Genomic DNA, 13,671 nt, shown 5'->3' on the forward strand with positions numbered 1-13,671 from the left:
CTGGCTCATGACGGCCGGATTATTTTTGTAACGCCGCGGGAGGGTATCTTGTTCGATTGATTGTATACAACTCTATGGACATACAGTCTTAATATTGCATACAGTGAGCGCACAACAAAAACAGAGAACCTCTCACCATGACTATCCCGAAGGCGTCACCGCAGCGGCCCGAAGACGAGAATCTGGGCGTCGCCGCCAACATGGCTTACGGCCTGCAGCATGTGCTCACCATGTACGGCGGCATCGTCGCCGTACCGTTGATCGTCGGCCAGGCAGCCGGGCTGTCGCCTGCGGATATCGGCCTGTTGATCGCGGCATCGCTGTTTGCCGGTGGCCTGGCCACCTTGTTGCAAACCCTTGGCCTGCCGTTCTTCGGCTGTCAGTTGCCGCTGGTGCAGGGCGTGTCGTTCGCGGGCGTGGCCACCATGGTGGCGATTGTCGGCAGTGACGGTGCGGGAGGGATCCCGGCGATTCTCGGCGCAGTCATGGCCGCTTCGCTGATCGGCCTGTTGATCACCCCGGTGTTCTCGCGAATTACCAAGTTTTTCCCGCCGCTGGTGACCGGCATTGTGATCACCACCATCGGCCTGACCCTGATGCCCGTGGCGGCGCGTTGGGCCATGGGTGGCAATAGCCGTGCGGCGGATTTCGGCAGCATGTCGAATATCGGCCTGGCCGCATTGACCCTGGTGTTGGTGCTGTTGTTGAGCAAAATCGGCAGCGCAACCATCTCGCGCTTGTCGATCCTGCTGGCGATGGTGATTGGCACGGTGATCGCGGTGCTGCTCGGTATGGCTGACTTCTCCGGCGTGACCCAGGGGCCGATGTTCGGCTTCCCCACACCTTTCCATTTCGGCATGCCGACCTTTCATGTGGCAGCGATCATTTCCATGTGCATCGTGGTGATGGTGACTCTGGTGGAAACCTCGGCGGATATCCTGGCGGTGGGTGAGATCATCGACACCAAGGTGGATTCCAAGCGCCTGGGCAATGGCCTGCGTGCGGATATGTTGTCGAGTATGTTTGCACCGATCTTCGGTTCCTTCACCCAAAGCGCGTTCGCCCAGAACGTTGGCCTGGTGGCGGTGACTGGAGTGAAGAGCCGTTTTGTTGTGGCTACCGGCGGGGTATTCCTGGTGGTGCTCGGCCTGTTGCCGTTCATGGGCCGGGTGATCGCCGCAGTGCCGACCTCGGTGCTGGGCGGTGCAGGCATTGTGTTGTTTGGCACGGTGGCGGCCAGTGGTATTCGCACGCTGTCCAAGGTGGATTACCGCAACAACATGAACCTGATTATCGTGGCCACGTCCATTGGCTTCGGCATGATCCCAATTGCCGCGCCGAGCTTCTATGATCACTTTCCAAGCTGGTTCGCGACCATCTTCCATTCGGGCATCAGTTCGTCGGCGATCATGGCGATCCTGCTGAACCTGGCCTTTAACCACTTCACCGCCGGTAACTCGGACCAGCAGTCAGTGTTTGTGGCGGGGACTGAGCGCAGTTTGTGCTTCCGCGATGTGGCCGCGTTGCGTGACGGGGATTACTACAGGGGCGGGAAGTTGTTTGATGCAGAGGGCAAGGAGATTCCCCTGGTAGCGGATACCTCAAAGAAAACCGCAAAACCCGAAACCACAGAGGTCTAAAAATGTGGGAGGGGGCTTGCTCCCGACAGCAGTGTGTCAGCCACTGAAGATATTGACTGATACACGGTCATCGGGAGCAAGCCCCCTCCCACATTGGAATCTAGCCAGCCTTGCGGGCTTTGTGTGGCATTGAACACACCTCATCCAAGAACTTCACCACCGTCCCCATGCACGCCTGGCGTTCTTCCACATGGGGCATGTGGCTGGAGTCTTCAAACAATGCCCAGCGCACGTCTGCGATTTCATCCAAGAACGGCTTGACCACCAACGGCGTGGCCTCGTCATGTCGGCCGGAAATCACCAGGGTCGGCACCTTGATTGCCGCGAGGCGACCGTTCACGTTCCAGTCCTTCAAGCTACCGATCACGTGGAATTCGGTCGGACCGCTCATGGCGTGGTACACCGTCGGGTCTGCATCGACCTGGGCGAAGGTGCGCGCCACTTCTTCCGGCCAAGGTTTGACGCGGCACACGTGCTGATCATAGAAAACCCGCGAGGCGGCCAGGTATTCAGGGTCTTGATAGGTGCCGGCCTGCTCGTGCTTGAGCAGGGTTTCGTGCACGCCCTCAGGCAACAACTTGCGCAGGCGGTTGGCTTCGCTGACCCAGGTGCGCATGCAGGTCGGTGAGTTGGCGGGAATAAACGCGCGCAGGCCCTTGGGCTGCAGGATCGCGTGTTCGCTGCCCAGCATGCCGCCCCAGGATTGGCCGAGGATCGCGTAATTATTGCTGATCTGCAGGTGGTCCAGCAGGTTGTTCAACTCGTCGAGGAACAGGCTGATGGTCCAGAACGATGGGTCTTTATCCGGCAAGTGCGTGGAGCGGCCATTGCCCAACTGATCGTAGTGAATCACCGCATGGCCGCTGGCGGCGACGTCCTTGAAGGCATCGACATAATCGTGGGTGCAGCCTGGGCCGCCATGGATGATCACCAATGGCGTACGGCCTGTGGTCAGGTCGCCCGTGACGCGATACCAGGTCTGATACGCGCCAAAGGGCGCATAGCCTTCGCGAACTTTTTCGATGAATTCCATTTCGTGCCCCGCTCTGAAAAAAGGATCAGGGCTACGATAGTCTGAACAAAAAGTTTAGGTAACTAGCAAAACAGCTAGGTTTTTCCGGTGGGTCAACCTTCCAGCAGACGGTAATGGGTGGCCCGCACCACCGCCTGTACGCGGTTCTTGGCCCCCAGTTTGTGCATGGCCGAGGCCAGGTGCAGGGTGACCACCGCCAGGGAACGACTCAATTGCGTGGCAATTTCGGCAGCGGTCAGGCCGTCGGCGGCCCATTTGAGGCATTCGCGTTCGCGCTTGGTCAGGTGGATATGCGGGTAGGCCCTTAGCTCCTTGCTGAACAGCGGGTAGGCCGCTTCCTGCAGGGCATGGGTAATCAGGCTGAAATCGGCCAACGTATGTTGTGCGTCCTTCAATACCGTGCGCGCCTTGCCGGTGCGCAACCCGGTCAGCGACGCGAAGCCGCCCCGGGGCAGGTGAATAGGGACGCTGACGCCACAGGTCAGCTCACGCTCGTGCAAGTAAGAGGATACGGGCGCGTGACACGGGTCGATGATCTTCTGCAGAGCCGTCTCTGTCTTCGCCTCATAGGACCAGACAAACGGCGATACCGTACTCAACGCCAGGTGCTGCACCGGGTCGATCTGGTAGAACCCTTCGCTGCACCATAAGGCATGCCAGTCCGGCGGGGTGTTGCGCAGCTCCAGCACCGAAGGGGTGATCAGCGTGCCATTGAGGTCGATAGGTACCGGCGTGTAGTCATACACCAATGCATCGAAGCCCAGTTGTTGGGCCAGGATAAACGTATTGTCCATCTGTTCATCCAGGCTCCTGCCTGGCATGAGGCGATTATTGAAGGCGGTCAGCTTGGCCAGCATCCGTTCTGCTCCCGAATTCATTTGAATCTCGACTTGCGGCAAGTAGAATGCCACGCCCCGGCGAAGGACTGCCAGGCCAAACCTATAAGAAATACTAGGTTATGGACGCACGGCATCCTCGGTAGTGTTTACCTGATAAACGGCCGCTACCCGCCAGGCCGATACAACACAAGGAATGTATGCATGTGGCGTGAAATTGCCCCCGACCAGCAGTACAACGTGCAAGTCGACGGCCACAACCTCGTGGTCTACAGCTTCGGCGAAGGCGATGAGGTGCTGCTGTGTCTCAACGGCGGGCCGGGCCTGCCGTGTGACTATCTGCGCGACGCCCATGGCTGGCTCAAAGCGCATAACCTGCGAGTGGTTGCATTCGACCAGCTTGGCACGGGCGCATCAGCCAGACCGACCGATGCCGCCCTGTGGGAAATTCGCCGTTATGTCGAAGAAGTCGAGACCGTGCGCCAAGCCCTGGATCTGGGCCGCGTGCATCTGCTCGGGCACTCCTGGGGCGGCTGGCTGGGTATCGAATATGCCATCCATTACCCCGATGCCCTGAAAAGCCTGATACTGGAAAACACCGTCGGCGACATCCCGCATTTGTCCCAGGAACTCGAACGCCTGCGTGGGGCGCTGGGCAGCGAAACCGTGGCCATGATGCAACGCCATGAAGCCATGGGCACCCTCGACCACCCGCAATACCAGGCTGCCATCACCTTGCTCAACTATCGTCACGTGTGCCGCCTCGACCAATGGCCGGAGCCGCTCAAGCGTTCCCTGGACGACTGGAACATGGGCCCCTACGAAACCATGCAAGGCCCCAACGAGTTCCTCTATATCGGCAACCTCAAGGACTGGAACCGCCTCGAGGAAATGGCCGGATTCAAGATGCCGATCCTGATTACCACCGGCCAGCACGACGAACTCACCCCCGCCTGCGCCATGCGCATGAAGCTGGCGGCCCGGCATGCCCAATTGCATGTATTCCCCAATAGCAGCCATATGCCATTTTACGAGGAGCCCCAGGCGTACTTCCCGGTGCTGCTGGACTTTCTCGCTCGCCACCGAGGCTGAAGAATGAACCTGGCGCGTTACCGTTTTGTCCTGTCCCGGCCGCTGCAACTGCTGCCGGTGCTGTTTGGCATCAGCCTGATTACCTTTGTGCTGGTGCGCTCGATTCCTGGCGACCCGGCGCGGGCGCTGCTGGGCTCACGCAGCACGCCGGATGCCCTGCTGAAAATCCGCGCCCAATTCGGCCTCGATCAGCCCTTGTGGCTGCAATATTTCTACTTCCTGAAAAACCTGCTCAAGGGCGATCTCGGTCAATCGCTGCTGTACAAGGTTGATGCGCTGAAACTGATCGTGACCCGTATCGAGCCGACGCTGGTGCTGGTGCTGGGCAGCGTGGTCCTGGCATTGCTGATCGCGGTGCCGTTGGCGACAGTGGCGGCACGCAACAAAGGCGGTTGGGCGGATAACCTGATCCGCGTTTTTACCACGGTCGGCCTGGGCATGCCGGCGTTCTGGCTGGGGTTGATGCTGATCCTGCTGCTCAGCGTGCAATGGGGTTTGTTTCCGGTGTCCGGCTACGGTCGCACCTGGCTGGACAAGGCGCACCATATGGTTTTGCCCTGCCTGACCATCGCCCTGGCGCTGGCGGCGGTGCTGGTGCGCAACCTGCGCGCAAGCATGCTGATGGAGTTGCAGGCCGATCCTGTTACCGCCGCCCGAGCGCGGGGCCTGTCGGAAGCCGCGGTGTTTCGTCGGCATGTACTGCCCAATTCCCTGGTCCCGGCGGTCAACCTGCTGGCGGTCAACATTGGCTGGCTGATCAGCGGCACGGTGGTCATCGAAAGTCTGTTCGCTATCCCGGGCATCGGCCAGTTGCTGGTGCGTGGCATCTTCACCCGTGACTACATGGTGGTGCAGGGCGTGGCGATGGTGCTGGCGTGTGCCACGGTGCTGGTCAATTTCATTGCCGACGTGGTGACGGTGGCCCTCGACCCACGGGTGAAGATGCAATGAGCAGCCGCCCACTGATTGCCCCATGGCGCTTGCGCCTGCGCTTTGGCTTTCGCAACGGGCGAATGACCGCCGCGTGGGGCCTGTTGATACTGTTCGCGTGGTTGGGCCTGGCGTTGTTTGCGCCGTGGATCGCACCTTTTGATCCTATCGCGCAGAATACCGACATGAGTTTGCTGGCCCCCAGCCTTGCACATCCGTTTGGCACGGATAACTACGGCAGGGATATCCTTTCGAGGGTGATCTGGGGCGCACGCATCGATCTGCAACTGGCGGTTGTCGGGGTGATCTTCCCGTTCATCATCGGCACCTTCATCGGTGCGGTGTCCGGTTATGTCGGCGGGCGTTTCGACAGCTTCTGCATGCGTGTGATCGATGTGGTGCTGGCGTTTCCGTTCCTGGTGCTGATGCTGGCGATCATGGCCATCCTCGGGCCGGGCTTGAAGAGTTTCTATATCGCCATGGCGTTGGTGGGCTGGGTGTCGTATGCGCGGCTGATTCGCTCGCAGATCCTGGTGCTCAAGGAAAGCGAGTTTGCCCTGGCCGCCAAGAGCCTGGGCTTTGGTCATGGGCGCATTCTGTTCCGGCATTTGCTGCCCAACGCGCTGTTTGGCTCCATCGTATTTTCCATGTCCGACGCGGTGCTGGTGCTGCTCAACGGTGCCGCCGTGAGTTACCTGGGCCTGGGCGTGCAACCGCCTACCGCCGAGTGGGGGACGATGGTGGCCGAAGGGCAAGCCTTTATCACCACCGCCTGGTGGATCTGTACGTTCCCGGGCCTGGCTATCGTGACCCTGGCCATGGGTTTCAGCCTGTTGGCTGATGGCGTCGCCCAAGTGTTGGGGGATCGCTCATGAGCCTGCTGCAAGTACGCGACCTCAGCGTGATCGCCCATAACGCCGGGCGCGATGTCACCCTGGTGGATCGTGTGTCCTTCGACCTGGCCGAAGGTGAAATCCTCGGCTTGGTGGGCGAGAGCGGGTCCGGCAAGACCATGGCCTGTCGTGGCCTGATACGCCTGCTGCCCTCTGCGAATCTACGCGTGCAAGGTAGCGCTGTACACCTGGCCGGCCAGGATCTGTTGCAGCTCGACGATGCCGGCATGCGCGCCGTGCGAGGCGGGCAACTGGGCATGATCTTCCAGAACCCCGGCAGCCACCTGGACCCGCTGATGCGTATTGGCGAGCAGATCGCCGAGGGCATCCGTCTGCATCAAGGGGCATCGAAAAAAGACGCACGCTTGCAGGCCATTGAGGTGCTGCGCCAGGTCGGGATCCCTGACCCGCAGGCGCGGATCGACAACTACCCCCATGAGTTTTCCGGTGGCATGCGCCAGCGCGCGATGATTGCCGTGGCCCTGGGCTGCAACCCGAAAGTGCTGATCGCCGATGAGCCGACCACGGCCCTGGATGTGACGGTGCAGGCGCAAATCCTGCGCCTGTTGCTCGACCTGCGTGACCAGCGTGGCCTATCGATCATCATGATCACCCATGACCTTGGTGTAGTGGCGCAGACTTGCGACTCCATCGCGGTGATGTACGCCGGGCGCCTGTGCGAGCATGGCAGCAAATACGAGCTGCTGGCGCACCCGCAACATCCGTATACCGCTGGCCTGATCGATTGCCAGCCGGCCCATAGCAGCGGCCATGCCTTGTTGCGCACTATCCCCGGCCAGCCGCCGTTGCTGGATGCATTGCCCGATGGTTGCCGCTTCCACCCGCGCTGCCCCCAGGCCGGTACCTTATGTGCCGAGGTGTTGCCCCAGGGCGCACGCGTGGCCTGTCACTATCCGTTGGGAGGGCGACCATGAGCCTGTTGCAGATCAAGGACCTGGAGGTGCGCTTTGCCGCGTCCGGCACTGGCCTGTTCGGCCTCAGCAAGCAGTGGGTGAGGGCGGTGAACGGGGTGTCGCTGAATTTGGCCGCCGGTGAAACCCTGGGTTTGGTGGGCGAATCCGGCAGCGGCAAGAGCACCCTCGGCCGGGCGATTCTGCACCTCAACCCGATCAGCGCCGGGCAGGTGCTGTTTGACGGTGTCGACATGGCCCATGGCAGCGCCATTGACATCGCCCGCCTGCGCCATGAAACCGCGATGATTTTCCAAGACCCCTACGCTGCGCTGAACCCACGCCAGAGCATCGGCGAGATCATTGCCGAGGTGTTGCGCGTGCAGCGCAAGGTGGCTGTGGCGCAGATCCCGGCGCGGGTCAATGAGCTACTGGCGCTGGTTGGCCTGCGCCCCGAGTTGGCCACGCGCAAACCAGGCTCACTCAGTGGCGGCCAGTGCCAGCGCGTCGGTATTGCCCGGGCGCTGGCGGTGGAGCCACGCCTGATCATTGCCGACGAATGTGTGGCGGCGCTGGATGTATCGATCCAGGGCCAGATCATCAACCTGCTGCTGGAGCTGCAACAGCGCATGAACCTGGCGATCCTGTTTATCGCCCATGACTTGGCCATCGTGCGGCGCCTGTGCGACCGCGTGGCGGTAATGTACCTGGGCAAGATCGTCGAGGAAGGGCCGGTGGAAGCGGTGTTTACCGCGCCGCGTCATCCGTACACGGCGGCGTTGATCGAGGCGATTCCCGAGATCGATCCGCATCGGCCGTTGCCCGCGCAGCCGTTGCCCGGCGAGCCGCCGAGCCCGCTGGATTTGCCTTCAGGCTGCGCCTTTCACCCACGTTGCCGGCATGCCCGAGCGATGTGTTCGGTGGTGTTGCCGCCGACCCATTTCCTGCACGAGCATCGGTACAGTTGCGTGCTTGAAGAACCTTTGCTTTGACCCTCTGCCATTCATTAACAAGGAGTTGTGATATGCAATCGCGCCACTTGAAATTGCTCGCCGCCGCAACGCTCACCGCTTGGTCGCTGACCGCTGGCCTGGCCCAGGCCGCCGGCGTACTCACCATCGGCTGCCGTGAAGACAGCACCACCTTTGACCCGATCAAAAGCGCGCAAAACCGCGACACCTGGGTATTTGCCAACGTCTACGACACCCTGGTACGCGTGGATAACCTGGGCACCAAGATGGAACCGGGCCTGGCCGAAAGCTGGGAGATTTCCAAGGACGGCCTGACCTACACCTTCAAACTGCGCGAGGCGAAGTTCTCCGACGGATCAAAGATCACCGCCGATGATGCCGCGTTCAGCCTGCTGCGCATCCGCGACAACAAGGCGTCGTTGTGGAGCGACCCGTTCAGCCTGATCAATACCGCCAAGGCCAGCGATCCGAAGACCCTGGTGGTGACCCTGAAAACCCCGGCGGTAGCCTTCCTCTCGCAACTGGCGTCGCCCACGGTATCGATCCTGTCGGAAAAAGCCATGACCACCCTGGGCGAAGACGCCTACTCGGAAAACCCGGTGACTTCCGGTGCGTTTACCGTGGAAGAATGGCGCAAGGGCGACCGGGTGATCCTGAAGAAGAACCCGAACTTCTGGCAGGCCAGCAACGTCAGCCTCGACGGTGTGGAGTGGGTGTCGGTAACCGATGACAACACGCGCATGCGCATGGTGCAGAACAACGAACTCGACACGGCGATCTTCGTGCCGTTTTCGCGGGTTGAAGAGCTGAAAAAAGACAAAAATGTGGTGATCCACTCCGACCCGTCCACCCGTGAAGATCACCTGTTGATCAACCACGAGCACGGCCTGCTGGCCAAGCCGCAAGTGCGCGAGGCCCTTGACATGGCCATCGACAAGCAATCGCTGGTGAAGACCGCCACATACGGTCAAGGCACTGTGGCCTATTCCTACATTCCAAAGGGCTCGCTGTATCACTACGCCAACAACCTGCAACGCCCGTATGACCCTGCGGCGGCCAAAAAGCTGCTGGAAGAGGCCGGCGCCCAGGACTTGAAGCTCAACTACGTGGTCAACGCCGGCAACGAGGCTGACGAGCAGATTGCGGTAATCATCAAGGACCAGTTGGCCAAGGTCGGCGTGACCGCCAACCTGCAAAAGGTCGACCCGACCCAAAGTTGGCAGATGCTGGTGGACGGTGAGTACGACATTTCGGTGATGTACTGGACCAACGACATCCTCGACCCGGACCAGAAGACCACCTTCGTTCTGGGCCACGACACCAACCAGAACTACATGACCCGCTACAAGAACGACAAGGTCAAAGCGTTGGTCGCGGCTGCACGGGTGGAGGCTGACCCGGCCAAGCGTGAGCAGATGTATGTGGAGTTGCAGAAGCTGGCGAAACAGGATGTGAACTGGATTGACCTGTACTACAGCCCGTATATCAACATCTCACGCAAGAATGTGAGCAACTTCCTGCAGAACCCGTTGGGCCGCTTCACCCTTGAGGAAGTAGTCAAAAACTAAAGAATGCTGGGTATCAATGTGGGAGGGGGGCAAGCCCCCTCCCACATTTTGATCTGGGTTGTGTCAGCTATTATTGAGCATCAAACGCCTGCCCATTGATGCCGGCACTGTCCGGCCCCATCAGGTACAGGTACACCGGCATGATTTCTTCCGGCGCCGGCCGCTCCATCGGGTTCTCCCCCGGATACGCCTGGGCCCGCATGCTGGTGCGGGTGCCGCCGGGGTTGATGCTGTTCGAGCGTACTGCCGCCACATCCTCAAGCTCATCGGCCAGTGTCTGCATCAGCCCTTCGGTGGCGAATTTCGACACCCCATACGCACCCCAATAGGCACGGCCCTTACGCCCGACGCTGCTGGAAGTGAACACCACCGATGCATCCTGGGACAGCTTGAGCAACGGCAGCAAGGTGGCGGTCAGCATGAACATCGCGTTGACGTTCACATGCATCACCCGCATGAAATTCTCGCCGGATAACTGCTCGATGGGCGTGCGCGGGCCAATGATCGACGCGTTGTGCAGCAGGCCGTCGAGGTGGCCGAACTCCTTCTCGATCATTGCCGCCAACTCATCGTACTGATGGGGCAGGGCGGTCTCCAGGTTGAACGGGATCACCACCGGTTGAGGGTGACCGGCGGCTTCGATCTCGTCATAGACTTGGGCCAGGTTGGCTTCGGTCTTGCCCAGCAACAGCACGGTAGCGCCATGGGCGGCATAGGTCTTGGCCGCTGCTGCGCCAATTCCCCGACCGGCACCGGTGACCAGGATGACTCGGCCGTTGAGCAGTTCTGGAGGTGCGGAGTAATCAAACATAAATAGCCTCGACAGAGTTTAGCGGGTGATCAACACTTGGCTGGAAAACACTGAAAATCCCCTGTGGGAGGGGGCTTGCTCCCGATTGCGGTGGTTCAGCAATAAATGTGTTGAATGACACACTGCAATCGGGAGCAAGCCCCCTCCCACATTGGATCTACATGGATCAGTAAGATCGGTAAGCCATCAGCAACTGCACAGCGCGTTATCCAGCACTTTACGCAGCTCCAATGGGTGGTCCACCACCACATCCGCACCCCAGTGACGTGGGTTGTCATCCGGGTGGATATAGCCGTAGGTCACCGCCGCCGTGCGGGTGCCGGCGCCGCGACCGGACTCGATATCGCGCAGGTCATCACCGACGAACAACACACTGGCCGGGTCCAGGCCGAGCATTTCGCACGCCAGGATCATCGGCTCGGGGTCCGGCTTGCTGTTCTTCACATGGTCCGGGCAGATCAGCACGGCCGAGCGCTCGGCCAGGCCCAGTCGCTGCATGATCGGTTCGGCAAAGCGCACGGGCTTGTTGGTGACTACGCCCCAGATCAGCTTGGCTTTCTCGATGTCTTCCAGCAGCTCAGCCATGCCGTCGAACAGTTTGCTGTGAACTGCACAGTCCTTGAGGTAGCGCTCGAGGAACTCCAGGCGCAGTGCTTCAAAGCCGGGTGATTCAGGGTCCATTGAGAAGGTCACGGCAACCATCGCCCGCGCACCGCCGGAGATCTCATCGCGGATGTGCTGCGGGTTGATCGGCTCCAGGCCCCGGTCGGCGCGCATGGCCTGGCAGATGGCGATAAAGTCCGGCGCGGTATCCAGCAGGGTACCGTCCATGTCGAAGAGAACCGCTCGCAACTTCACAGGCTTACTCCTCGCGCAGGGTCTGGATCATGTAGTTGACGTCAACGTCGCTGGCCAGCTTGTAGTGCTTGGTCAGCGGGTTGTAGGTCAGGCCGATGATGTCCTTGACCGTCAGCCCGGCCTGTCGGCTCCACGCGCCCAGCTCGGAGGGGCGGATGAATTTCTTGAAGTCATGGGTGCCGCGGGGCAGCAGCTTCATGATGTATTCGGCGCCGATGATCGCGAACAGGTAAGCCTTGGGGTTGCGGTTGATGGTGGAGAAGAAAACCTGGCCGCCGGGCTTGACCATGCGGAAACACGCACGGATCACCGAGGATGGGTCGGGTACGTGCTCCAGCATCTCCAGGCAGGTGACCACGTCGAAGTGCTCGGGCATTTCCTCGGCCAGGGCTTCGGCGGTGATCTGGCGGTATTCCACGCTCACGCCGGATTCCAGCTGGTGCAACTGGGCCACGGCCAGGGGCGCTTCGCCCATGTCGATGCCCATCACCGTGGCGCCGCGCTGGGCCATGGCTTCGCTGAGGATGCCGCCGCCGCAACCGACGTCCAGCACCTTCTTGCCGGCCAGGTTGACGCGTTCGTCAATCCAGTTGACCCGCAGCGGGTTGATGTCGTGCAGGGGTTTGAACTCGCTCTCGCGGTCCCACCAGCGGTGGGCCAGGGCTTCGAATTTGGCGATTTCGGCGTGGTCGACGTTGCTCATGGTCAATCCTCTAAATCTGATAAATCGGTGGGTCGGTGCTGAGCGCATGGGCTCAGTACCTTCGTTATTCGCTGTGCCCGCTGATGCGTTGGCCCCAGGCAATGGCCGTGGCGGTCAACTGTTGTTCATCCATGCGGGTCAATTGCCGATCGTCGAGCAATGGCTTGCCGGCGACCCAAAGGTGTTTCACGCAATCACGTCCGGTGGCATATATAAGCTGTGAGACCGGATCGTAGATCGGTTGTTGCGCCAGCCCCGACAAATCAAAGGCGACCATGTCTGCGGCCTTGCCCACTTCCAGCGAGCCGATCTGGCTTTCCAGGCCCATGGCCCGCGCACCGTTGAGGGTCGCCATACGCAGGGCGCGGTGCGCATCCAGGGCGGTGGCCGAACCGGCGACGGCCTTGGCCAACATCGCGGCGGTGCGGGTTTCGCCCAGCAGGTCCAGGTCATTGTTGCTGGCGGCGCCGTCGGTGCCGATGGCCACATTGACCCCTGCCTGCCACAAGCGCTCCACCGGGCAAAAGCCGCTGGCCAGTTTCAGGTTCGATTCCGGGCAATGGATAACACTGGTGTTGCTTTCTACCAGCAAAGCCAGGTCATCCTCGCTGATTTGGGTCATATGAACGGCTTGGAAGCGCGGCCCCAGCAAGCCGAGGCGACCCAGGCGCGCCAATGGCCGCTCGCCGGTCTGCTCCACGGCTTGCTGCACTTCGAAGGCGGTTTCATGCACATGCATATGGATCGTGGCGTCCAGCTCCTCGGCAACCACGCGGATTTTCTCCAAATTGGCATCGCTCACGGTGTATGGCGCGTGAGGGCCAAAGGCGATCTTGATGCGCGGGTGATGCTTGAGGTCGCCGAACAGCTCGATAGCCTGGCGAAGCGCCTCGTCGGCGCTACTGGCGCCGGGAATCGGGAAATCGAGGATCGGCATCGCGATCTGTGCACGCATGCCGCTGTTGTGCACGCAGTCGCTGGCGACCTTGGGGTAGAAGTACATGTCGCAAAAGCAGGTGATGCCGCCCTTGAGCTGTTCGGCGATGGCCAGGTTGGTGCCGTCGCGCACGAAGGCTTCATCGACCCACTTGGCTTCAGCGGGCCAGATGTGTTTTTCCAGCCAGGTCATCAGCGGCAGGTCGTCGGCCAGGCCACGGAACAGGCTCATTGCTGCATGGCCGTGGGCGTTGACGAGGCCGGGGCTGAGCAGCATGCCGGGCAGCTCGCGCACTTCCTTGGCCGCAAGCTTCAACGCCGCCGCCCGCGGGCCGATAAAGGCAATGCATCCGTCGCGGATGCCCAGGCCATGCTCCTTGAGCACTACGCCGGCAGGTTCGACGGGTACCAGCCAGGTCGGCAGCAGCAGCAAGTCGAGCGGGGCGGCAGAGGTGGTCATCGCAGGCTTCTTCCCAGGCAGCTATAAAA

At 60.9% G+C, this 13,671-nt stretch carries 13 protein-coding genes; 7 read left to right on the top strand and 6 right to left on the bottom strand.

Features of this window, described 5'->3' with window-relative positions:
- Positions 1 to 137: 137 nt before the first annotated feature.
- Positions 138 to 1,640, top strand: a complete 1,503-nt coding sequence (locus ASD70_RS10660) for a nucleobase:cation symporter-2 family protein (RefSeq protein WP_046071529.1) — start codon at positions 138 to 140, stop codon at positions 1,638 to 1,640.
- Between the two features lie 100 nt (positions 1,641 to 1,740).
- Here ASD70_RS10660 and ASD70_RS10665 read toward each other — a convergent pair whose 3' ends face one another.
- Together ASD70_RS10665 and ASD70_RS10670 are read right to left on the bottom strand one after the other, a co-directional pair.
- The gene (locus ASD70_RS10665; RefSeq protein WP_056846398.1) at positions 1,741 to 2,673 is read right to left on the bottom strand and encodes a proline iminopeptidase-family hydrolase; all 933 of its coding nucleotides are present in this window, start codon (positions 2,671 to 2,673) and stop codon (positions 1,741 to 1,743) included.
- Between the two features lie 92 nt (positions 2,674 to 2,765).
- The gene (locus tag ASD70_RS10670; protein WP_046071531.1) at positions 2,766 to 3,530 is read right to left on the bottom strand and encodes a LuxR family transcriptional regulator; all 765 of its coding nucleotides are present in this window, start codon (positions 3,528 to 3,530) and stop codon (positions 2,766 to 2,768) included.
- 183 nt (positions 3,531 to 3,713) lie between these two features.
- On the opposite strand from ASD70_RS10670, the gene ASD70_RS10675 reads away from it, so the two are divergent.
- The 6 genes from ASD70_RS10675 to ASD70_RS10700 are packed head-to-tail and all read left to right on the top strand — an operon-like array spanning position 3,714 to position 9,874.
- Complete coding sequence (locus ASD70_RS10675) at positions 3,714 to 4,601, top strand: proline iminopeptidase-family hydrolase (protein ID WP_046071532.1); 888 nt, start codon at positions 3,714 to 3,716, stop codon at positions 4,599 to 4,601.
- A 3-nt stretch (positions 4,602 to 4,604) separates the two neighbouring features.
- Positions 4,605 to 5,552, top strand: coding sequence for an ABC transporter permease (locus ASD70_RS10680; RefSeq protein WP_056846399.1), 948 nt, complete (start codon positions 4,605 to 4,607; stop codon positions 5,550 to 5,552).
- Positions 5,549 to 6,406, top strand: coding sequence for an ABC transporter permease (locus tag ASD70_RS10685; protein ID WP_056846400.1), 858 nt, complete (start codon positions 5,549 to 5,551; stop codon positions 6,404 to 6,406). The genes ASD70_RS10680 and ASD70_RS10685 overlap by 4 nt, the downstream gene beginning before the upstream one ends.
- Positions 6,403 to 7,359, top strand: coding sequence for an ABC transporter ATP-binding protein (locus ASD70_RS10690; RefSeq protein WP_046071535.1), 957 nt, complete (start codon positions 6,403 to 6,405; stop codon positions 7,357 to 7,359). The genes ASD70_RS10685 and ASD70_RS10690 overlap by 4 nt, the downstream gene beginning before the upstream one ends.
- A complete protein-coding gene (locus tag ASD70_RS10695; RefSeq protein ID WP_056846401.1) occupies positions 7,356 to 8,327 on the top strand; it encodes an ABC transporter ATP-binding protein in 972 nt (323 codons plus the stop codon). Before ASD70_RS10690 ends, ASD70_RS10695 begins: the two co-directional genes overlap by 4 nt.
- Before the next feature lie 32 nt (positions 8,328 to 8,359).
- Positions 8,360 to 9,874 carry an ABC transporter substrate-binding protein gene (locus ASD70_RS10700; protein WP_056846402.1) on the top strand — a complete coding sequence of 505 codons (1,515 nt, stop codon included), beginning with the start codon at positions 8,360 to 8,362 and terminating at the stop codon, positions 9,872 to 9,874.
- 70 nt (positions 9,875 to 9,944) lie between these two features.
- On the opposite strand, the gene ASD70_RS10705 is transcribed toward ASD70_RS10700, so the two are convergent.
- The 4 genes from ASD70_RS10705 to ASD70_RS10720 all read right to left on the bottom strand — a co-directional run bounded on the left by ASD70_RS10705 (position 9,945) and on the right by ASD70_RS10720 (position 13,642).
- A complete protein-coding gene (locus tag ASD70_RS10705) occupies positions 9,945 to 10,685 on the bottom strand; it encodes a YciK family oxidoreductase (RefSeq protein WP_046071538.1) in 741 nt (246 codons plus the stop codon).
- A 186-nt stretch (positions 10,686 to 10,871) separates the two neighbouring features.
- Positions 10,872 to 11,543: an N-acetylmuramic acid 6-phosphate phosphatase MupP gene (mupP, locus tag ASD70_RS10710; RefSeq protein WP_046071539.1), complete on the bottom strand. Its 672-nt coding sequence runs from the start codon at positions 11,541 to 11,543 to the stop codon at positions 10,872 to 10,874.
- A gap of 4 nt (positions 11,544 to 11,547) precedes the next feature.
- A complete protein-coding gene (gene ubiG, locus ASD70_RS10715; RefSeq protein ID WP_046071540.1) occupies positions 11,548 to 12,246 on the bottom strand; it encodes a bifunctional 2-polyprenyl-6-hydroxyphenol methylase/3-demethylubiquinol 3-O-methyltransferase UbiG in 699 nt (232 codons plus the stop codon).
- Between the two features lie 64 nt (positions 12,247 to 12,310).
- Positions 12,311 to 13,642, bottom strand: a complete 1,332-nt coding sequence (locus ASD70_RS10720) for a TRZ/ATZ family hydrolase (RefSeq protein WP_046071541.1) — start codon at positions 13,640 to 13,642, stop codon at positions 12,311 to 12,313.
- Positions 13,643 to 13,671: the final 29 nt, after the last annotated feature.

The sequence above is a fragment of the Pseudomonas sp. Root569 genome, from assembly GCF_001427465.1.
Lineage (GTDB): Bacteria > Pseudomonadota > Gammaproteobacteria > Pseudomonadales > Pseudomonadaceae > Aquipseudomonas > Aquipseudomonas synxantha.

Excerpts from the sequence above, each read along its gene's own strand:
- ASD70_RS10660 (WP_046071529.1), top strand. The coding sequence starts at position 138 with ATGACTATCCCGAAGGCGTCACCGCAGCGGCCCGAAGACGAGAATCTG.
- ASD70_RS10695 (WP_056846401.1), top strand. The coding sequence starts at position 7,356 with ATGAGCCTGTTGCAGATCAAGGACCTGGAGGTGCGCTTTGCCGCGTCC.
- ASD70_RS10690 (WP_046071535.1), top strand. The coding sequence starts at position 6,403 with ATGAGCCTGCTGCAAGTACGCGACCTCAGCGTGATCGCCCATAACGCC.
- ASD70_RS10705 (WP_046071538.1), bottom strand. The coding sequence starts at position 10,685 with ATGTTTGATTACTCCGCACCTCCAGAACTGCTCAACGGCCGAGTCATC.
- ASD70_RS10685 (WP_056846400.1), top strand. The coding sequence starts at position 5,549 with ATGAGCAGCCGCCCACTGATTGCCCCATGGCGCTTGCGCCTGCGCTTT.
- ubiG (WP_046071540.1), bottom strand. The coding sequence starts at position 12,246 with ATGAGCAACGTCGACCACGCCGAAATCGCCAAATTCGAAGCCCTGGCC.
- ASD70_RS10675 (WP_046071532.1), top strand. The coding sequence starts at position 3,714 with ATGTGGCGTGAAATTGCCCCCGACCAGCAGTACAACGTGCAAGTCGAC.
- ASD70_RS10700 (WP_056846402.1), top strand. The coding sequence starts at position 8,360 with ATGCAATCGCGCCACTTGAAATTGCTCGCCGCCGCAACGCTCACCGCT.
- ASD70_RS10665 (WP_056846398.1), bottom strand. The coding sequence starts at position 2,673 with ATGGAATTCATCGAAAAAGTTCGCGAAGGCTATGCGCCCTTTGGCGCG.
- ASD70_RS10720 (WP_046071541.1), bottom strand. The coding sequence starts at position 13,642 with ATGACCACCTCTGCCGCCCCGCTCGACTTGCTGCTGCTGCCGACCTGG.
- ASD70_RS10670 (WP_046071531.1), bottom strand. The coding sequence starts at position 3,530 with ATGCTGGCCAAGCTGACCGCCTTCAATAATCGCCTCATGCCAGGCAGG.
- ASD70_RS10680 (WP_056846399.1), top strand. The coding sequence starts at position 4,605 with ATGAACCTGGCGCGTTACCGTTTTGTCCTGTCCCGGCCGCTGCAACTG.